At 64.5% G+C, this 18,231-nt stretch carries 23 protein-coding genes and 1 tRNA gene; 9 read left to right on the top strand and 15 right to left on the bottom strand.

What is annotated here, in order from left to right; genetic code table 11:
• Positions 1–49: 49 nt before the first annotated feature.
• Entirely contained in the window at positions 50–619 is a 570-nt protein-coding gene (locus tag ACFR99_RS09240; protein ID WP_390286573.1) for an NUDIX hydrolase, read from the bottom strand.
• 198 nt (positions 620–817) lie between these two features.
• On the opposite strand from ACFR99_RS09240, the gene ACFR99_RS09235 reads away from it, so the two are divergent.
• Positions 818–1,093 carry a PadR family transcriptional regulator gene (locus ACFR99_RS09235; RefSeq protein WP_390286572.1) on the top strand — a complete coding sequence of 92 codons (276 nt, stop codon included), beginning with the start codon at positions 818–820 and terminating at the stop codon, positions 1,091–1,093.
• A gap of 86 nt (positions 1,094–1,179) precedes the next feature.
• Here the strand turns inward: ACFR99_RS09235 and ACFR99_RS09230 are convergent, their stop codons facing one another.
• From ACFR99_RS09230 to ACFR99_RS09220, 3 genes are all read right to left on the bottom strand, one after another.
• On the bottom strand, positions 1,180–1,410 hold the full coding sequence (locus tag ACFR99_RS09230; RefSeq protein WP_390286571.1) for a DUF7511 domain-containing protein: 231 nt from the start codon (positions 1,408–1,410) through the stop codon (positions 1,180–1,182).
• Between the two features lie 271 nt (positions 1,411–1,681).
• The gene (locus tag ACFR99_RS09225) at positions 1,682–2,422 is read right to left on the bottom strand and encodes a hypothetical protein (protein ID WP_390286570.1); all 741 of its coding nucleotides are present in this window, start codon (positions 2,420–2,422) and stop codon (positions 1,682–1,684) included.
• 153 nt (positions 2,423–2,575) lie between these two features.
• Positions 2,576–2,827, bottom strand: coding sequence for a hypothetical protein (locus ACFR99_RS09220; RefSeq protein ID WP_390286569.1), 252 nt, complete (start codon positions 2,825–2,827; stop codon positions 2,576–2,578).
• Between the two features lie 170 nt (positions 2,828–2,997).
• On the opposite strand from ACFR99_RS09220, the gene ACFR99_RS09215 reads away from it, so the two are divergent.
• Positions 2,998–3,387: a PPOX class F420-dependent oxidoreductase gene (locus ACFR99_RS09215; RefSeq protein WP_390286568.1), complete on the top strand. Its 390-nt coding sequence runs from the start codon at positions 2,998–3,000 to the stop codon at positions 3,385–3,387.
• Positions 3,388–3,568: 181 nt separating this feature from the next.
• Here ACFR99_RS09215 and ACFR99_RS09210 read toward each other — a convergent pair.
• From ACFR99_RS09210 to ACFR99_RS09200, 3 genes are all read right to left on the bottom strand, one after another.
• Positions 3,569–3,641: transfer RNA gene (locus ACFR99_RS09210), tRNA-Pro, on the bottom strand.
• 79 nt (positions 3,642–3,720) lie between these two features.
• Entirely contained in the window at positions 3,721–4,323 is a 603-nt protein-coding gene (gene trmY, locus ACFR99_RS09205; RefSeq protein WP_390286567.1) for a tRNA (pseudouridine(54)-N(1))-methyltransferase TrmY, read from the bottom strand.
• A gap of 45 nt (positions 4,324–4,368) precedes the next feature.
• Positions 4,369–4,926, bottom strand: coding sequence for a metal-dependent hydrolase (locus ACFR99_RS09200; protein WP_390286566.1), 558 nt, complete (start codon positions 4,924–4,926; stop codon positions 4,369–4,371).
• Between the two features lie 220 nt (positions 4,927–5,146).
• Between ACFR99_RS09200 and ACFR99_RS09195 the strand changes: the two genes are divergently transcribed.
• Positions 5,147–5,332 (top strand): HVO_A0556 family zinc finger protein, encoded by a 186-nt coding sequence (locus tag ACFR99_RS09195; protein ID WP_390286565.1) that lies wholly within the window; start codon positions 5,147–5,149, stop codon positions 5,330–5,332.
• 78 nt (positions 5,333–5,410) lie between these two features.
• On the opposite strand, the gene ACFR99_RS09190 is transcribed toward ACFR99_RS09195, so the two are convergent.
• The 3 genes from ACFR99_RS09190 to ACFR99_RS09180 form a co-directional block, all read right to left on the bottom strand.
• Complete coding sequence (locus ACFR99_RS09190) at positions 5,411–5,599, bottom strand: DUF8028 family protein (protein WP_390286564.1); 189 nt, start codon at positions 5,597–5,599, stop codon at positions 5,411–5,413.
• A 5-nt stretch (positions 5,600–5,604) separates the two neighbouring features.
• Positions 5,605–5,796, bottom strand: coding sequence for a DUF7511 domain-containing protein (locus ACFR99_RS09185; protein WP_390286563.1), 192 nt, complete (start codon positions 5,794–5,796; stop codon positions 5,605–5,607).
• A 260-nt stretch (positions 5,797–6,056) separates the two neighbouring features.
• A complete protein-coding gene (locus ACFR99_RS09180) occupies positions 6,057–7,166 on the bottom strand; it encodes a S1C family serine protease (protein WP_390286561.1) in 1,110 nt (369 codons plus the stop codon).
• 168 nt (positions 7,167–7,334) lie between these two features.
• Here ACFR99_RS09180 and ACFR99_RS09175 point away from each other — a divergent pair, with 168 nt between their 5' ends.
• The 4 genes from ACFR99_RS09175 to ACFR99_RS09160 all read left to right on the top strand — a co-directional run bounded on the left by ACFR99_RS09175 (position 7,335) and on the right by ACFR99_RS09160 (position 10,779).
• A complete protein-coding gene (locus ACFR99_RS09175) occupies positions 7,335–8,714 on the top strand; it encodes a tRNA pseudouridine(54/55) synthase Pus10 (RefSeq protein ID WP_390286559.1) in 1,380 nt (459 codons plus the stop codon).
• 127 nt (positions 8,715–8,841) lie between these two features.
• On the top strand, positions 8,842–9,507 hold the full coding sequence (rnhB, locus tag ACFR99_RS09170; protein WP_390286557.1) for a ribonuclease HII: 666 nt from the start codon (positions 8,842–8,844) through the stop codon (positions 9,505–9,507).
• Positions 9,508–9,876 carry a DUF8147 domain-containing protein gene (locus tag ACFR99_RS09165; RefSeq protein WP_390286555.1) on the top strand — a complete coding sequence of 123 codons (369 nt, stop codon included), beginning with the start codon at positions 9,508–9,510 and terminating at the stop codon, positions 9,874–9,876. It abuts the gene before it with no gap.
• 30 nt (positions 9,877–9,906) lie between these two features.
• Positions 9,907–10,779 carry a CPBP family intramembrane glutamic endopeptidase gene (locus ACFR99_RS09160; RefSeq protein ID WP_390286553.1) on the top strand — a complete coding sequence of 291 codons (873 nt, stop codon included), beginning with the start codon at positions 9,907–9,909 and terminating at the stop codon, positions 10,777–10,779.
• Between the two features lie 82 nt (positions 10,780–10,861).
• On the opposite strand, the gene ACFR99_RS09155 is transcribed toward ACFR99_RS09160, so the two are convergent.
• The 3 genes from ACFR99_RS09155 to lonB all read right to left on the bottom strand — a co-directional run bounded on the left by ACFR99_RS09155 (position 10,862) and on the right by lonB (position 14,411).
• The gene (locus ACFR99_RS09155) at positions 10,862–11,206 is read right to left on the bottom strand and encodes a hypothetical protein (protein ID WP_390286551.1); all 345 of its coding nucleotides are present in this window, start codon (positions 11,204–11,206) and stop codon (positions 10,862–10,864) included.
• Between the two features lie 88 nt (positions 11,207–11,294).
• Complete coding sequence (locus ACFR99_RS09150) at positions 11,295–12,269, bottom strand: CPBP family intramembrane glutamic endopeptidase (RefSeq protein WP_390286549.1); 975 nt, start codon at positions 12,267–12,269, stop codon at positions 11,295–11,297.
• The gene (gene lonB / locus ACFR99_RS09145; RefSeq protein ID WP_390286547.1) at positions 12,270–14,411 is read right to left on the bottom strand and encodes an ATP-dependent protease LonB; all 2,142 of its coding nucleotides are present in this window, start codon (positions 14,409–14,411) and stop codon (positions 12,270–12,272) included.
• A gap of 294 nt (positions 14,412–14,705) precedes the next feature.
• On the opposite strand from lonB, the gene ACFR99_RS09140 reads away from it, so the two are divergent.
• Entirely contained in the window at positions 14,706–15,230 is a 525-nt protein-coding gene (locus tag ACFR99_RS09140; RefSeq protein WP_390286545.1) for a nicotinamide-nucleotide adenylyltransferase, read from the top strand.
• A gap of 27 nt (positions 15,231–15,257) precedes the next feature.
• Entirely contained in the window at positions 15,258–16,100 is an 843-nt protein-coding gene (locus ACFR99_RS09135; protein ID WP_390286543.1) for an SAM hydrolase/SAM-dependent halogenase family protein, read from the top strand.
• 37 nt (positions 16,101–16,137) lie between these two features.
• On the opposite strand, the gene ACFR99_RS09130 is transcribed toward ACFR99_RS09135, so the two are convergent.
• On the bottom strand, positions 16,138–16,503 hold the full coding sequence (locus ACFR99_RS09130) for a HalOD1 output domain-containing protein (protein ID WP_390286541.1): 366 nt from the start codon (positions 16,501–16,503) through the stop codon (positions 16,138–16,140).
• Between the two features lie 106 nt (positions 16,504–16,609).
• On the bottom strand, positions 16,610–18,154 hold the full coding sequence (gene thsA, locus ACFR99_RS09125; protein WP_390287352.1) for a thermosome subunit alpha: 1,545 nt from the start codon (positions 18,152–18,154) through the stop codon (positions 16,610–16,612).
• Between the last annotated feature and the right edge of the window lie 77 nt (positions 18,155–18,231).

Genomic DNA, 18,231 nt, shown 5'->3' with positions numbered 1-18,231 from the left:
CGGCGTCACTGGCTCGGACCAGTCGAGCGCCGTGTTTGGCACCAGTTCACTATTTTTCGGCCGGACCACACGGCGGTTCGACCAGCCGATAGTAGGAGACGGCAAGCACCGTCCGTCCGTCCTGAATCTCGCCGGCGGCCACCGCGTCGGTCAGGTTCGCAAACGACAGTTCCGTCGGACGGATGCTCTCGTTGTGGTCGAGTCGCTGCTCGGCGGTCGGCCGACAGCCGTCGGCGACGAAAAAATGCAAGCGCGTATCCGCGATCCCGTTTGCGGGTTCGACCGATACCAGCGGCTCGAGTCGCTCGGCCTCGTAGCCGGTCTCCTCGGCGAGCTCGCGATGGGCCGCAGCTTCGAGGTCGTCGTCGTCGGGTTCAACGCCGCCGACGGGGAGTCCACGACTGATCCGTGAGACGGCCTGTCGCCACTCCTCGATACAGACGACGTCACCGTCGGGTGTAAACGGGAGGACGCAGACGCTTGGCGACTCGGAGAGGTAATCGAACTCGGTTTCCGTGCCATCGGGAAGTTGAACGGACTCGTTAACGACGTCGAAACCGGGACAGGAGTAGGCTACTCGGCGATCGCGCGTTTCCCAGGCCAGTGGATCGGTTGGCATAGCGGCCGATACGGCGGTGATCGTCAAAAACGCCGCGTCACATCCGTGCGGACACGCGCTATCGATCAGGAGTTACTATCGCCGGCCGCTGTCTGTTGACGGCAGTCCTACGGAACGCATTCTTCGATCGGGAACCTGGCGTACCCGCTCTATAACAAAACCACAGAGCGGTGAACGTCGTCACTCAGAGGGTGATCCATGGATCAACTAACTGGGTTCCAACGTGACTTGCTGTACGTAATCGCAGGCAAAGACCGACCGTCCGGACAGGAGATTCTCGACGACATCAACGACTACATCGATCAGCCGGTCACACACGGGCGGCTGTATCCGAATCTCGACACGCTCGTCGACAAAGAGCTCGTCGAGAAAGGTGAACTCGACCGCCGGACGAACTACTACGCGCTGACGCCGAAAGGCAGACGCGAGCTCCAGCGCCGCCAGAAGTGGGTCGATCAGTACGTCGACGTCTGACTTCTGGCACCATCCTTTCGCGCCCGAGTCACCGTCAGCGCCTCGCTTCCCGTCGCCCCGTTCCCAGCCCCCCTCCGCGACCGTCGTTACCGGGCGTCGTCGAGATCGACGACCGTCTCGAGGTCCACACTTAGCCAGGCGTTCAACTTCTCCGACGTGGACCCGTCATGTGGCACGAGCGTGCAGCGATCGTCATCGGCTTCGTATCGAACGACGATGGCATCGAACAGTACCGCGTCCTCGGGGTCGGCCTCGTCGGTGACAGGCGCATACTCGTGGGCAGTACCCTCGTCGGTCCCGTCAGCAGAGCCATTCATGGGAGTTCAGGCGAGCGTCGTCGCCACCAGTGACTATGCCCAGACGGTACAAAACGGCTACTAGTTCCGGTATAGAGCGCTCGGGTTCTCTGTGTATTGCTCCGAAATCGATTCGAGGGGGCCCGATGACGGTCGTGGCATCGCTCGTGGCTGTCGACCCGCAGTAACAACCGAAACGAGTTACACACCGATCACACAGGCCGCGGTTCTCGCTCACGTCGTCGCTCCGACCCGCAGCGCTCCCGTCTGACGATCGGGTGTACAGTGACGTTCAGTGGCTACCAGAGTCACCGCCGAAGCTAACCTGTGCGAGATCCGCCTCGAGGTCGTCGACGTGGTCGTTGAACGTGGCGACGAACGCGGGGACGTCGTCAGCGAGCCGGCGGACCTCGGTAGCTGCCGGCGGGCCGTACTGTGAGAGGAGGTAGGTGCCGTCGGAGCCGCCGACACGCAGATACGAGGCCACGTCACCGTCCCATTTCAGCTCCCAGCGGGTGCCCGCGATCGTCGTCGCGTAGGTGCCGTACTCGCCGTCGTAGCGGTGCAGTTGAGCCGCCATCGCGTCGCCGACCTCGCGGATGCGGTCGACGATCCGATCCCGTTCGGCGACTAGCTCTGCCGTCGACTCGATCGGTGGAAATTCGTCGGGCACGTCCGCGAACAGCCCGTCGAACGAGCGGACGAACTCGTTGTACGCCGCGACGAACGCCCCGTAGTCGGCCATCGCCGTCTCGAGCGCCTCGGGTTCGGGCGGCTGCTTGCTCGAGACGACGTACGTCTCCGAGCCCGAGTTGGGATCGAATCGAAGATACTGGATGTCGCCGGCTTCGTATTTGATCGTCCAGCTACCGCCGTCGGTATCGAACGTCTCCTGGCCGTAGTCGCCACCCTGCAACACGGCGAGTTCACGTGCGATCTCGCCGGCGTGGGCCCGCACACGAGCCGCGAGTTCGTCACGTCGCTCGGCGATTTCGCCCATCCGATCGACATCCGCCTCGAGTCCCTCGGTCATTGTTCGAGGGATGGGATGAGGGCCGGTAACGGTTACGACCTGTGCCAGAGCGTGGGGACTACTAGCCGGACAGGAGTTGGCTATCGGTTCTGCGACAACTCTCAGTCGGCGCGGTGTGCGGACTCGGACCCCTTCGATCGCCAAGCGAGAGGGTTACTCGCTCTCGTTGTCGGTGGCGTTGGTTTCGTTCTCGCTCTCGTTGGTTTCGTTGGTCTCGTTCATTCCAGTCTCGTTGGTTTCGTTCATTCCGGTCTCGTTCTCGTCCTCGGTCTCGTTCTCGTCCTCGGTACCGCCATTGCCGCCATTACCTTCCGGACCACCACAGCCAGCGACCAGGGCGGTCGAGGCAGCAGCTCCTGTGAGCATCAGTACTCGCCGGCGAGTAGACGACTGCTGGTCAGTCATACGAGAGTGGAGACACTTTCCGAGAGCATAAGCCGTCAGCCGTCATCTGCGTGGTCGCTATCCCGCGCTCTCGGCCAGGCACCAGATTCAGGTCGACTGAGATGAGCGCCAGATCACGGGAGGTGTAGGCATCACACACAAGATCACGGGAGGTGAACGACGTGGTGCCCATGACCTCGATCCCCGACGACTTCCATGATCTGTTCGAGAAGAAAACGTTTGCCCACGTCGCGACGCTGACCCCCGAGGGACTCCCACACGTTACACCCGTGTGGATCGATTACGAGGCTGACGGCGACCGCCTACTCGTCAATACCGAGCGCAATCGGCAAAAAGCACAGAACGCAGCGCGTACTCCCGACGTCGGCGTCAGTATGACCGATCCCGACGACCCCTACCGGCACCTCTCGGTGATCGGCGAAGTCGAGGACGTGACGACCGACGGCGCTCGAGCACACATCGACGACCTCGCCCAGCGATATCTGGACGTCGACGAGTATCCGAACCCGATCGAATCCGAACGAGTAATCTTGCGGATTCGACCGGATCGGGTCATGTAAGCGCCGTCCGATCGATTCTCTCGCCAACAGCAAGTAGTGACCACGCCGCTCGCCGTCGTTGATCGGTGGGAGAAACGGCCGGCGCAGGTTCGAACCTCGGTCTAGTTCGAATCTGCTTGGTTTCATTCCCCCGCATCGCAGACCGTTCGCTGTCGCTCACGGTTTTGCGATGCGGGAAAAGTGGGCCGGCGCAGATTCGAACTGCGGTTACGGCCACCCGAAGGCCGAAGGATACCAAGCTACCCCACCGGCCCGCATTCGAACGGAGTGGGTCCGATCCTTTAACCCTTCCGAATGCGGTCGTCGAATCACCAGCAGGGCCGTTGATACCCGCTAAAACTGCTCGTAGCCGTCCGTATCCAGATAGTGATGCGCGACGGTGATCGCCTGATCGGCGTGGAGCAACTGCGGGCCGAGCCGGAGTCGCTGATCGGTGTATTCCTCGAGCAAGTCCGTCTCAGTCGCGGTGAAATCGTGGTGGTCCGACAGCACGAAGGTCGCATCCGCGAGCGCGTCAGGGCCGATGTCGACCACCGCCGTGCCGTCCTCGTGGAGTTGGACGACCGGTCCCTCGTCGGCAACCGCTGCGAGCGTCTCCTCGAAGCCGCGGCGATACAGTTCGACGCCCGGACTGGGCTCTGCGGGCAGTGCCCCGATGGCCTCGTCGCGGTGCTCGAGGGCCTTCCGAACTAATGCGGCAGTACTGCGCTCGTCGGGGTTGAGCCGCTGGAGATCGCGTCCGTCGAAGGTAATGGTGAGTTCGTCCTGCGCGATCAGGTGAACGCGGACGTCCTCGCGGATGCCGTGGGAGGTGACGAACGCGGCGGTAATCGACCGGCAAAGTGCGTCGAGGCGGCCGGCCCCGCCCGCGAGATCGTCGAGCGAGAAGTCGGGCGTCGTCGGCACGTCGTGGCCGATGAGTACGAACTGGCGCATACCGAAGCGACGCCGGCCGATGGGATAGCCCCCACGATTTGGCGGTCAGGACTCGATCCCGAGCCGGCGCTCGAGCGGAGCCGAGAGCAGCCCGAGCCCCGGCATCCCGTCGCGATACCAGACGAGGGCGGCGATCGCAAAGAGGGCGAACTGCACCCACTCGTAGGGCCCCAGCGCGTAGTAGTGGAGGATCGCATCGAGGATGCCGGCGACGGGGTCCTCGGGCGGTTGCTCGAGCACCGGCCAGAGGAGATACGCGGCGTGTGCGAACTCCCCCGAGAGGACCGCCGGCGGGATATCGGCCAGCAGGTGCGAACAGTAGCCGATGAGAAAGCCAATCCCGATCGCGCGATCCTCGAGTCGATCCGCAACGAGCAGGACGGCGGGCACGAGGCAGGCGACGACGAAAAGCGAGTGGGCGAGCGTTCGGCCGCCGGGGAGGACCCCGAAATTCCACGCGAGAGGCTTGTCGATCAGGTCCGGCGTCTGCGAGCCGACGGCGAGTGCGATTGCCGGCCAGGCACGCGGCGGGCGGCCGAACCGGCGGTGTGTGACGACGGTATAGAACAGGTAGGCGACGGCGAGGTGTCCCCAGGGCCACATCGCACGGCCGTTCACCGGACGTGGCCATAGCTGCTTCGACTCGGACTGCCGATCGGAACTGGCGACCGGCACAGCCGTACGGTGACGTGCTCGAAGCCGAATTCGAACGGTTCAGAGCCATCGACCCCGAAACTGGCCCGGAACCGGCGGCCTCAGGGAGTCATTGAGGCTGCATAGGCATGGCCAACCGTTACTCCCATCTCCGGTATGGAGTACATACATGGCGAAATCAAAGTCGTCGCAGTCCGGCGGTGCGCAGCAGTTGCTCGCAGTGCTCGCGGGTCGTTCCTGTCCCGACTGCCCCGACGGCGAACTCGAACGGGCCACGTACAAGGACAAGCAAGCGGTGGTCTGTGACTGCTGTGGAACGCCGCGAGCGCAGGTCTGGTCGGCCTCGCTCGAATGAGCAGTCCCGTCGAACTGGTGTTTCGAAGGCAAAGAACAGACGAAGCGAAAGCGCGACCGCAACCGTTCGTGCCGGCGATTACCGCGATCGGGAGCCCGTATAGTCGTGACCGACGACGAGAGCGAGCGCGTGCACCGCCAGCAGGGCGAGGAGCAGCGAGAGTCGCCCCATCGAATCGATCCCGGCCAGGATAACGGGCACGTAGGCGACCGGCAACAGGGTGCCGAGCCAGAAGCCGACAGCGGTAACGGAGTGGTTCAGGTGCATAGACACTAGTGCATCGACTCGAGGTCGACGAAGTCGCCTTCGTGGGCCGAGATCCAGGCGGTCAGCAGCTCCGTCTCGCTGGCCTCGAGTGGAAAGATCGCACACTCGTCGGGCGCATCGTCGTTTTCGACCACCACGTGGTCGAGTTCGAACGTCGGTTCCGTGCTGTCAGGGTGGGAGGGTTCGGCGTCGGTCATGCGACATCAGGTGGGCACTCGCACCGGCTAGGATCGCTACATCCATGCACATTGTTATCACGTGTTTACTGAGAGGGACCCGATAGTAGCATTTGCTTCTAGATCGAGCTATCGCTCGAGAAAGAACGTGACGTGCCCTGATATGTACGTTCAGGCTATACTCCGAAACGACTACGCTGCAGCTACCGTAATACCTTGTTTCGGTCGGTAGCCCAGGCCTGCGAGTCACCGAGTACGACTGGCACCGTGTTTCGAGACGCCTACCGTGACGGCCACGCATCGAGCGTGAGTTCCTCGGTGCGCAGCCGTCCGTTCCGCAGGAGTCGAACCGAGACCGTGTCGCCGGGGCTGGTTTCGAGCGCGAGATACGTCGAGAGGGCGTGTCGGTCGGGGATCGGGTTCCCGTCGAGTTCGCGGATGACGTCACCGCCGACGGGAATTCGTTCGCCGCGTCGCTCGATGGTCCGCGGGGCCGGCTCGAGAACGCCGTCGGCGGCCGCCCCGTCGACGATGGCGGTGACCATGACGCCGCCTGCCGTAGAGAGGTCGTTGGCCTCGGCGACGAGACGGTCGACCGTTCGAAGGCCGATACCCAGATACGAGTGTTCGTACGTTCCGTCCTCGATGAGCGCCGGCACGACGCGTTCGGTGAGCGCCGCGGAGATAGCGAAGCCGATGTTGTCGCCGCCGGCGGAATTGACGACCCCGACGACCTCCCCGTCGAGGTCGACGAGGGGACCACCGCTGTTCCCGGGGTTGACGGCAGCGTCAGTCTGGATGATGTTCGGATACGAGAACGGCTGCTGGGGATGATCGAGCGTCCGATTGACGCCGCTTATGATCCCTGCCGACATCGACCCGTTGAGCCCGTAGGGATTCCCGACGGCAACGACCTGCTGGCCGACGACCGGGCGCTCGTCGGCCATCGGAAGCGGCGCTACCCCATCGGGGACGTGGTCGACTTCGAGGACGGCCAGATCGCTCTGGACGTCGCGACCGACGAGCGTAGTGCTCGTCCAGTCGCCATTAGTATACTGAAGATCGGCCGCCTCACCGTCGGCGATGACGTGGTCGTTGGTGACGACGTGGCGGTCGTCGTAGAGAAAGCCCGATCCCTGCCCGCGACCCTTGGAGCCGGTGTTCGGGTTCTCGACGCCGAAGACGCGAACCTGCGTGACCGAGTCGATGACCGCATTGTAGATGTCCGTGAACGTCGATCCGTCTGCGAGGTCGCCCCGACTGATACTGGCCGAGGAGTTTCCCTCGATCGACTGTTTGGCGCGGGGCTCGGCACAGCCAGCGACGGCACCGACGAGTCCGGCACTCGCAGCCGCGAGAAAGGACCGACGATCCGGTCGGAAATCGCTCATGACTGGAGGCTAGGACCCGACCCATTTGAATCATCTGGCTGTGGCTTGCACCAGCAAGCACGGACTTGCCAGACGAGCGAACGGGACGGTCGATACTCACTGAAATCGAGACTCACGCCGTCGCTTCGAAGGGAAAACGTGTTACCCGCGCCGCCCCACTCCCGAGACATGATCACGGACGACGCCCGCGCGCTGCTTGCGACGGGTCCCATCTGCGATTCTTGCCTCGGCCGGCCCTTCGCCGATCGGAGTTTCGGACTGACCAACGCCGAGCGCGGCCGGGCACTGCGCACGACGGTCGCGCTAGCCGACGACGAGGACTTCGAGCCGACCGACCCCGCGGACTGCTGGGTCTGCGAGGGCTACTGTGGTACCTTCGACGCCATCGCCGAAACGATCGTCGACGCCCTCGCAGACGTCGACTTCGCGACCTACCAGGTTGGGACACGCGTCCCGCCGCTGGTCGAGGAGAACGAACGCCTGTTCCGGGAGGACGCCGACCTCGAGCCCGACGTCGGCGAGTCCATGAAACGCGAAGTGAACCGCGAAGTCGGTCGGCGCGTCGGCGCGATGACCGACACCGACGTCGACTTCGACCGGCCCGACGTGCTGGCAATCGTCGATCTCGAGGGGTTCGATCCGCTCGAAGCCATCGAGTCGGGCACCGTCACGAGCCATGCGGTCGACGTTCAGATCAACCCCGCGTTCGTCTACGGTCGCTATCGCAAACTCGAGCGTGACATCCCCCAGACCGAGTGGCCCTGCCGGGAGTGTGGCGGCAGCGGCGTCCAGCTGGGAGACGACGGCGAAGTAGACTGCGAGTACTGCGGTGGCTCCGGTTACATGTACGACACGAGCGTCGAACAGGTCGTCCGGCCCCACGTCGTCGACGCGATGGACGGCGACGAGGGCACCTTCCACGGTGCGGGCCGCGAAGACGTCGACGCCCGCATGCTCGAGGACGGCCGGCCCTTCGTCCTCGAGGTGAAACGACCCCGCGTCCGCGACCCCGATGTCGAGGCACTCGAGCGCGAGATCAACGACGCCGCCGAGGGGAGTGTCGAAGTCGAGGGTCTGCGGCTCGCGACATACGAGATGGTCGAGCGCGTCAAAGAACACGACGCGAGCAAACACTACCGGGCCGACGTCGCGTTCGAAGAGCCGGTCGAGGAAGACGCCTTCGACACCGCAATCGCGGAACTCGAGGGGACGACCGTCGACCAGTACACGCCCGAGCGGGTCGATCATCGGCGGGCAGGCCTGACCCGCGAGCGGACGGTCTACGAAATCGACGGCGACCTGCGATCACCGACCGAAGCCGAGGTGCGTCTCCACGGCGAGGGTGGCCTCTACGTCAAAGAGCTGATTAGCAGCGACAACGGTCGGACCGAGCCCAGCCTGGCGGGGCTGCTCGAGACTGATGCCGAAGTGACTGCGCTCGACGTGACCGGCGTCGAAGGGGAAACCGAGCCGTTCGAACTCGAGGAGTACTTCGTAGACGAGCCGCGATCGGCGTCCGACGACGAACTCGCGGAGACGGCCGACTGACCACGAGTCATACGCTCTGCTGTAACGAGTTCCCGGAGCACCCGCGACCACACTGCGGGTGCACCAGAACTGACCGACAGGAGGCCGTATCACAACGGCTTTTGTATACGCAGTCGACCCTCGTGGTATGCCATTCGGCGTCGACGAGGCCGGCAAGGGCCCCGCGCTGGGATCGATGTTCGCCGCGGCCGTCTATCTCGAGGACGCTAGCGACCTCCCTGACGGTATCAGGGACTCGAAACGACTCACCCCTGAGCGTCGCGAGGAACTGGCAGCGATCCTGTGGGACGACGATCGGATCTCCGTTGGCGTCGCCGAGATCACGCCGGCGCGGATCGACGACCCCGAGACGGACATGAACTCGCTGGCGGTCGCAGCCCACGCCGAGGCGATCGAGGACGCTGTTGGGGACCGCGACGGTGCCGCGAGCGACCCGATTGCGGGGCTCTGCGACGCCTGCGACACCGATGCCGACCGGTTCGCCCGCCGGGTCAGCGAGGCCTGCTCGCTCGAGCGACTCACCGTCGACGCCCGCCACGGGGCCGACGACGACTCGCCGCTGGTCGGTGCAGCCAGCATCGTTGCCAAGGTCGAACGCGACGCCCACGTCGCCGCGCTGGCCGACGAGTACGGGCCGGTCGGCAGCGGCTACCCGGGAGATTCGACGACTCGTGAGTTCCTCACATCGTACGTCGACACCCACGGCGAGCTCCCGCCGTTCGCCCGCGAGTCGTGGTCGACCTGTGAGACGGTCCTCGCCGAGGCCGAACAGACGGGACTCGAGCAGTTTTGAATGCGGCTTCGAACGCTTGGAGCCGCTGGTGCGGCGGGGCTCGCGACGTTTCTCCTGGTCTTCGTTATCGTGTCGGAAGCACTGTTGCCGTACATCGAGTTCTCGGTGCTCGTCGGAGTTCCGGCGGGGCTGGTCGCTGGTGCCCTGATCGCAACCGTCGTTCTCGTGCAATCCAGCCAGGATGACGGTCGAACGCGTCGGCCGCTCGCGCTGGCACTCGGGACGTTCGGTGTCACCTTCCTCGTCGGCTTCGTCGTCGCGCTCGGGGGACTCCAGGCTGGTGTAGCCATTTCGATCGCAGGTGCGGCCGTCCTCGGGATTCTCTCCGGACTCGTGGCCGCTGTTCGTGCTCGCCGTGAGCCCCCATAGTTATGATTGTCACCGACAACTGTCATGGCAGTGACTGGACGACTTCGGTCGTGGATCGATCGCCACCGGCTGGCGAGTTTCCTGCTCGTCACGTACGCGTTCACGTGGACGATTCAGGCGGCGCTCGCGGCAACGGGCATGGAAGCCTCTTGGACGCTGTCGATCCTGATCGGCCTGGGTGCCTTCGGTCCACCGGTCGGCGCAGCGACCGTCATCGCCGCCAGTGGCGGCGATCTCCGGACGTGGCTCTCGCAGGTATTCAAATGGCGGATCGGGCTCCGATGGTGGGCGATCGCGATCGGCCTTCCGCTGCTGGTACTCGCCGTAGGGGGCTCCCTGTTCGCGCTGGCCGGCGGGCCGATCGATCTCGAGGCGCTGCCGTTTCCGGGTATCTACCTCTTCGCGATGGCCTGGGGCGTGCTGTGGGGCGGCGGACAGGAGGAACTCGGCTGGCGAGGGTTCATGCTGCCACTGTTGCAGGATCGCTACAGCGCGCTCGTCTCGAGTCTGCTCGTCGGCGTCGCGTGGGCGGGCTGGCACCTGCCGCTGTTTCTCAATGCGAACACGACGCACGGCGCGTGGTCGCTTTCCCAGCAGGGAATCTGGCTGGTGACGATCCTGACCGGCTCGATCCTCTGGACCTGGATGTACAACAGCACCGGCGGGAGCGTGCTGGCCGTGGCGGTATTTCACGCCGGTATCAACGCGATGGGTATCTACCATCCCGCCGACATGGCAGCGCTGGCGCCCGGCGGCGTCCCGGATCCCTGGCTGAACTTCCTCGCGGAGATCACGGGGGCGATCCCACTGGTCGCCGCCGCCCTCGTCGTGACGGGCGTCTACGGTGCCGACCGGCTCACCGATCGTGAGGTCCCCGGTTCCGACATCGTCGGACTCGAGTAATTCGAAGCGGAGTTGTCTCGAGCGGTGGGGCAGTAACCGGCCACTCGGCGACTCGGCGCCGACGAACGCCGACCCGAATCGATCAGGTCGCGGACCAGACGGCATAGATGTAACTGCCGAGGCCGAGCACCACGAGGACTGACGAGAGTAGATCGATGGCAGCCATTCCCGTAAGAACGCTCCCGAACGCGAGGAGTCCACCGGCGACGAGACACACCGCAGCCACGGTTTGTGCCGAGCGCCAGTTCGTCGCTCCGTCGTACAACATCGTCCCGACAGCGATCGCGATGACGCCGAAGCCGACTTCGGCGACGGCGGCCGCCAGCGGATCGTTCGCGATCGTCGCATAGACCAACACGGCGAAATACCCGAGAATCAGGGCACTGATCGCTCGAGAGCGGGCCGTCGACCCGGCACTCAGATCCATGACTCGACCAACCCGCTCACCGGCCTTATACTGTCGGTCAACACGGATTACACATCGATCGAGTGTTCACGGACTGTTGTCGACAGTATTAGCGTTCGAGGGTCTCGGCCCACTCGAGGCCGATCCCCTCGTGGACGACGAACTCGAGGGCATTGATGAGGTAGTGGGCGACGACGACGACCAGCAAGCTCCCGGTGAGGATAAAGACGGCCGCGAGGACGAATCCGAGGAGGCCGGTGACCACGACACCGACAGAGCCCTGCATCCCGTGGCCGAGGGCAAACGCCACGGACGACCCGACCGCGAGCAGCCATGGCGAGAGGCCAAAGCCGGCAGCGGGGACGCCGATCAGCGCCGCACGGAAAAGAAACTCCTCGAAGACGGCGATGATCGGCAACACGCCCAGCAACAACACGAGCCAGCCGCCGACCGAATCTGGCGCGAGCAGTTCCCGGAGCGTCTCGTCGTGGTCGAAGCCGAGGCGGGTTGCGGTTGCTGCGGCGAGTTCGTTTACAACGTACACACTGATTCCGGCGACCGTCCCCACCATCACCCCTCTTTCGAGATACGCAGCTGAAAACTCGATTCCGAGCGCTGCAGCCGGGATCGCCGTGTAGACCGCCGCACCGAGCAACAGCAGCGCGAACAGTCCCTGTGAGAAGGCCACGTTCGCGAGCAGGGCTCCGGTCGATAACGACGCCGGGTCGATCGATCGATCGGCGGGATCAAACCGGGCATCGGACGACGTGGCAACATTCTGTGGCTGGCTCGGGTCGCGCGCTCCATCGTCGATATCGGATGGAGATCGATCGTCGGCAGCGGGCCGCTCGTCGTCGATCGGCTCCGGCGCGGGCGCGTTCACGGTCGCGCGGGAGGGTGACGACTCGTCGGGGGCACGAGCGTTCCAGTCTGAGTCGTGATCCATCGCGTCGAATCGCTCGTCGACGCCGTCACTGGTGTCGGACTCACCGTCGTCAAACGCGGACTGGGTCAGATAAGATAAAACGAGCAGGGAGACGAGGACGACGCCCGTCAGCCCGACGAACGTCTCCCACTGGGGCATTTACTGCGGGCTCGGGTTCGAGCCGCTGGCGGAGCCGACGGTGCTCTGATCGAACGCCGTGCCAGTGATCGACTTGAGGCGGTCGACCAGCGAGTCCTTCTTGGGTTCGCCCATCAGGGCGACGTCCAGGACTTCGCTGATGTTCGAACAGGGGATGATCTCGACCATTTCCTCGTATTCCTCTTCGATCATCACGTCCTGCTCGTTGGCCTTCGGGATGATGACCTTGTCACAGCCGGCCTTCGCGGCGGCCTCGATCTTGTGGGTGACCCCACCGACCGGGAGCACGTCGCCACGCACCGACAGCGAGCCAGTCATCGCGATCGACTGATCGACCGGGATGTTCTCGAGTGCGCTGATGACGGCGGTCGCCACCGTGATGGAGGCCGAATCGCCGTCGACGCCCTGCTGGCCGGCCTGGACGAACTGGATGTGGATGTCCTTCTCCGAGAGATCGACGTCGGAGAACTTCTTGATGATCGCGGAGACGTTCTGGACCGACTCCTCGGCCATCTCCTGGAGTTTGCCGGTGGCGATCACCTGCCCGCCACCCTGGGCGGGTGCGATTTCGGCCATAACCGGGAGCATGATACCCGAGTCCTCGCCCATGACGGCGAGGCCGTTGACACGGCCCTCGACGCCGTTTTCGGTGACCTGCAGTTCGTAGTCCTTGCGGCGCTCGATGTAGTCGTCGGCGAGCTGTTGCTCGATCGACCGGGAGCGCTGCTTGGCCTGCAGGACATCCTCGCGGGTCGTGTAGTCGCGATCCTCGGCGCGGGCGATGTCGCCAGCGACGCGGACCAGGCCACCGAGGCTCCGGAAGTGTAGCGTCAGGTGGTTCTTCCGGCCCGAACGACGCTTGGCCTCGAGGATGAGTTCCTCGACGGCGTCGTCGGTGAAGTGGGGCAGGCGGCCGTCGCGTTCGACCTCCTGAGCGACGAAGCGGGCGTACTTGCGCCGCATCTCGGGGGTGTCCTCGATGGTATCGTCCATGTAGACCTCGTACCCGTAGCCCTTGATCCGGTTGCGGAGCGCAGGGTGCATGTTCTCCATCGCATCGAGGTTCCCCGCAGCGACCATGATGAAGTCACAGGGGACGGGTTCGGTCTGGACCATCGCACCCGAGGAGCGCTCGGACTGGCCCGTGATGGCGAACTCGCCTTCCTGGATCGCCGTCATCAGCTTCTGCTGAGTCCGGATATCGAGCGTGTTGATCTCGTCGACGAACAGCACGCCCTTGTTCGATTTGTGGATCGCGCCGGGTTCGACGCGGTCGTGGCTCGGGGTCTCCATGCCGCCGGACTGGAAGGGGTCGTGGCGGACGTCGCCCAGCAGCGCACCGGCGTGGGCACCGGTCGCGTCCTCGAAGGGAGCGACGCGCTGATCGCCGTTGTTGACGATCATGTTGGGGACCATCGCGTCGGTCCCGCGAGAGGTGTACCGGAAGATCAGCCAGATGATCCCTGCCGCGAGGATGCCAAGCAGCGGGCTGGCAGCGCTCAGGATCGCATAGCCGATGACCACCGCGATGATGATCCACATCAGGATCGAGCGCATCTGGTTGCGCTTGCGGGCTTCCTCCTTGTGGGCGTCGATGATCTGTTCGCCCTTTCCGGCGGGGACGGTCCGGACCTTCGGCTCGTTCCCGTCGTCGGGATTGTGGTAGACGAGGACGTCCTGGAGGTCCTCTTTCGGCAGCAGTTGGCTCATCGCCTTCGCCAGCATCGACTTGCCGGTCCCCGGCGAGCCGATCATCATGACGTGTCGGCGCTGTTTTGCCGCCTTGATGATGATGTCTCGTGCTTCGTCCTGACCAATGACCTGATCGACGAGTCGATCGGGGACTTCGATGTCCTCCGTCGAGTCGATCTTGAGACCGCCCAGCAGGTCGTCCTCGGCGATCTCCTCGTCGACCTCGACGCCGGGATCGACCTCGACCGTACTGCCGAGGTCTTCGACGGTCTCGATCTCGTCGTCCTCGTCGGACGCCGGCTCGAACTCGTCGGTTGGATCGTCGACGTCGGTACCACGGTCGCCGTCGTCCTCGAGCGGCGACCGTTCTCCCTGACGCTCGGGCTGGTCCTCGTCGGGACCAGTCGGCGCGTCTTCAGGAGGGTCGTCAACGTTCGTATCGTTACTCATAGAACTCTGTTCGGTACCTGTGTCGAAGGGATTGGCACTGATATACTTTCTCCATACGGAGGATGGTGTCAGTTGTTGATACCGGGAGGCACAGCGGTCGACGGGGCGAATTACTCGAAGTCGGGGGCGACTTTCGTACGAATATAAACTGGCACGAATATATCGTTGTGGGACTGGTCCACAGCCGACCATGTCGTGACAGGTGAGCCCGGACGTGCGAAGGTGGCTCTCACGCAGATCGGAATTCGCGGGTAACTCGCCACGCTTAAGCGTGCTGATAGAGCAGTATCCGGCATGACTCGGGGGTTCTACATCGGCCGCTTCCAGCCGTTCCACAACGGCCACTTGAGCATGGTCGAGCAGATCGCTGACGACGTCGACGAACTCGTTCTCGGGATCGGGAGCGCCGACGACTCCCACACGACCAGAAACCCGTTTACCGCCGGTGAACGGATCATGATGATTACGAAGTCGCTGGTCGACTACGACCTCGTGACTTACGCCGTCCCGATCGAAGACTTAGAGCGCAACTCGGTGTGGGTCAGTCACGTCCAGAGCATGAGTCCAGACTTCGACGTCGCCTACTCGAACAACCCGCTTGTCATCCAGCTCTTTCGGGAGGCCGGCATCGAGGTCCGCCAGTCGCCGATGTTCAACCGCGAGGTCCTCGAGGGGTCGGAGGTTCGCGAGCGGATGATCTCCGGCGGCGACTGGGAGTCGCTCGTCCCCGAAGCCGTCGTCGAGGTCGTCGAGGAGATGAACGGCATCGAGCGCCTCCAGATGGTCAGCGACACGGACTCGAACGCGAACGAGGACTGATTTGGGTCGTCGGACGGAGAGATAACAATGATTACGCTTGCCTCCGACTTCGGCACGCCGTATCCGGCAGCGATGAAAGGCGTCCTGTTGCAGCGAACGGACGCCAGACTGGTCGACATCGCACACGACTTCCCCCGACAGGACGTCCGCACGGCCGCGTTCTGGCTCCGAGAAGTACTGCCCTACTTTCCACCCGCAACCCATCTCGTCGTCGTCGACCCTGGCGTCGGAACCGACCGCGACGCACTGGTCGTCCGTGCCGGCGATCACACTCTCGTCGGGCCGGACAACGGCGTCCTGTTGCCTGCAGCGCGGCGGCTCGCGGGCAACGCGGATCGGGCCGAGCCCGCTCTGATCGACGAGGAGTCCCTCGATCCCGTCGAGCCGACGATCGACCAGTCCGAATCCGATACACACGGACAGCACCCCTCAGGGGGCCGGAGCAAGACGTTCCACGGACGGGACGTCTTCGCGCCGGCCGCCGCGGCGGTCCACGAGGCAGGCGTCGAGGCTCTCGAATCCCTCGAGTGGCTCACACCGACGACGCCCGCTGTCGACCTCGTGTTGCCGAGTCCGACGCTCGAGGACGAGCGGGCGATCGGCGAGGTGCTGGTGGTCGACGGCTTCGGGAACGTCATCACGAACGTGCCGGGGTCGATTCTCGACGACCTGATGCGGGTCCGAGCCAACGGCGAGACCGTCCCGGTCGGCGAGACGTTCGCGGCCGTTCCGGTCGGCGAGCGACTGGCGACCGTCGGCAGCCACGGCTACGTGGAACTCGACGTCAATCAGGGTCGTGGTGACGAGGCCTTCGGCCTCGAGCCCGGCGATCGGGTCGTCCTCAAACCCGTTCCGGACAGCGACGACTGACGCGACCGAGCCACCACTGGTTGCGGTTACCGCCCCATCAGTTGCCGTTCGAGGTGGCGGACCGGTGTGCCGGATCGATAACCAGCTCTCCGTCGGCGTGGATCGTGACGCCACACTGCGCAAAGGCAAAGGAGACGGAACCGGCCCGCGGCTCGTCGCGCTGCCAGTGGCCGACCAGCGAGTTCAGCGCGTCGGGCTCGATGTACTCCGAGAGCGTCTCGAGGTCCGTGGGATCGACCGCGAGCACTGACGAGAGCGTCAGGAGCAGGGCCGTACTCACCGGCTCGCACGAGTTACCGTCATACCACGTGTGGTAGGTTCCACGGTCATCGTCGTAGTAGACCGTTCGCCCGCTCGTCTCGTCGACCGACGTCAGGGTGTCTCGTGGAGCGGCTTCAGGCATAATGTACCCGAATACATATTGTTAGCACTTAACACTGTTGGTCGATCGAAAAAACCCGCTGGCCGGGCGTTATAAATGGGTGAAAACGGGAGTCGCGACAGCGACGTTACTCGGCGGCGATGACGTCGTCGATGCGGACGATCATCGTGGCGGCTTCGGTCGCGCTCTCGACGGCTTCGCGCTTGACGTCGGCGGGGTCGACGACGCCGTACTCGAAGGGATCGGCGATCGTGACCTCGTCACCGTCGGTGATCAGGCCGGCTCGACCCTCGGACTCGTGGGCGGCACGAAGGTCCACGAGCGCGTCGATGGGGTCACGGCCGGTGTTGGCGGCGAGCGTCCGGGGGACGACGTCGAGCGCATCGGCGAAGGCCGTCACGGCGAGTTGCTTGCGGCCCTCGATGCCGGCGGCTTCCTGGCGAATCTTGTCCGCGATCGCGATTTCAGTCGCGCCCGCGCCGGGGACGACTTCGCCCGACTCGAGTGCGGTCGCGACGACATCGAGTGCGTCACCGATGGCGCGCTCGAGTTCGTCGACGACGTGTTCGGTGCCGCCGCGGACGAAGACGGTGACCGTCTCGGCGGCCGCGCCGCCCTCGACGAACGCGAGGTCGTCGTCGCCGAAGTTCTCGGTGTGGATCCGGTCGGCAGAGCCGAAGTCTGCCTCCTCGAGATCGTCGAGTGCACCGACGCGGCGAGCGCCGGTCGCGGAGGCGACCTGCCGGGCGTCACTGTCGCCAAGCCCCTCGAAGACGAGGATTCCCTCGTTGGCGAGCGCGGTCGCGACGCGGTCGTTGACGTCTTCGGTGGTGAAGACGACGTCGGCCCCGCTGTCGGCGATAGTCTCGGCGTAGCCCTCGAGTTCGCCTTCCTCGGCGTCGATGGCGGCGTTAAGCTGGTCGATCGAGTCGATGGCGTACTCCGCGTCGACGTCGCCGGTCCGGACGTCGAGTTCGACGTCCAGGATGGCGATCGACGCGTCCTCGACCGTGCTTGGCATGCCGTCGTGAGCGGGTTCCTCGTCGACGATGATCCCGGGGACGAGTTCGGTCGCGTTCGAGGAGGCTCCGATCTGGGTGTGGACGGTGACGTTGTCCCGCTGGACGCCGTCGTCGGTATCGACGTGGCGGATCGCCTCGACGACCGTCTCGGCCAGCGAGGCGGCGGTGAGCCCACCGGTTCCCTTGCCGGTCATGCTCGACTCGGCGACCTGCTGGAGCACCTCGTCGTCGACGTCGGCCTCGCCGACCTCCTCGGCGATGGCTTCGAGGGCGATCTCGGCGGCCTCGTGATAGCCCTCGACGATAGTCGTCGCGTGGACGTCCTGCTCGATGAGGTCCTCGGCCTCGCCGAGCAGGTTGCCGGCGAGGACGGCCGCGGTCGTCGTGCCGTCACCGACCTCCTCCTCCTGGGAGTCGGCGACCTCAACGATCATCTGGGCCGCGGGGTGTTCGATATCCATCTCGTTGAGAATGGTCGCGCCGTCGTTCGTGATGACGACGTCCCCGCCGGAGTCGACGAGCATCTTGTCCATGCCGCGGGGGCCGAGTGTGGTGCGTACCGACTCGGCCACGGCCTTGCCGGCCATGATGTTCGACGATTGGGCGTCGCGGCCCTGCGTTCGCTGACTGTCCTCGCTCAGAATGAACATAGGCTGTCCGCCCATGCGTCGCTGTTGTGCCATCGTTGATCCTCACTAACCATGTCGTCAGCACTTCTATATAATTC

Source organism: Haloarchaeobius amylolyticus (genome assembly GCF_042678045.1).
In the GTDB taxonomy this organism is placed as follows: Archaea; Halobacteriota; Halobacteria; order Halobacteriales; family Natrialbaceae; genus Natrinema; species Natrinema amylolyticus_A.
Note: the sequence above shows the minus strand (reverse complement) of the source record. Positions and strands in the feature narration are given on the sequence as shown.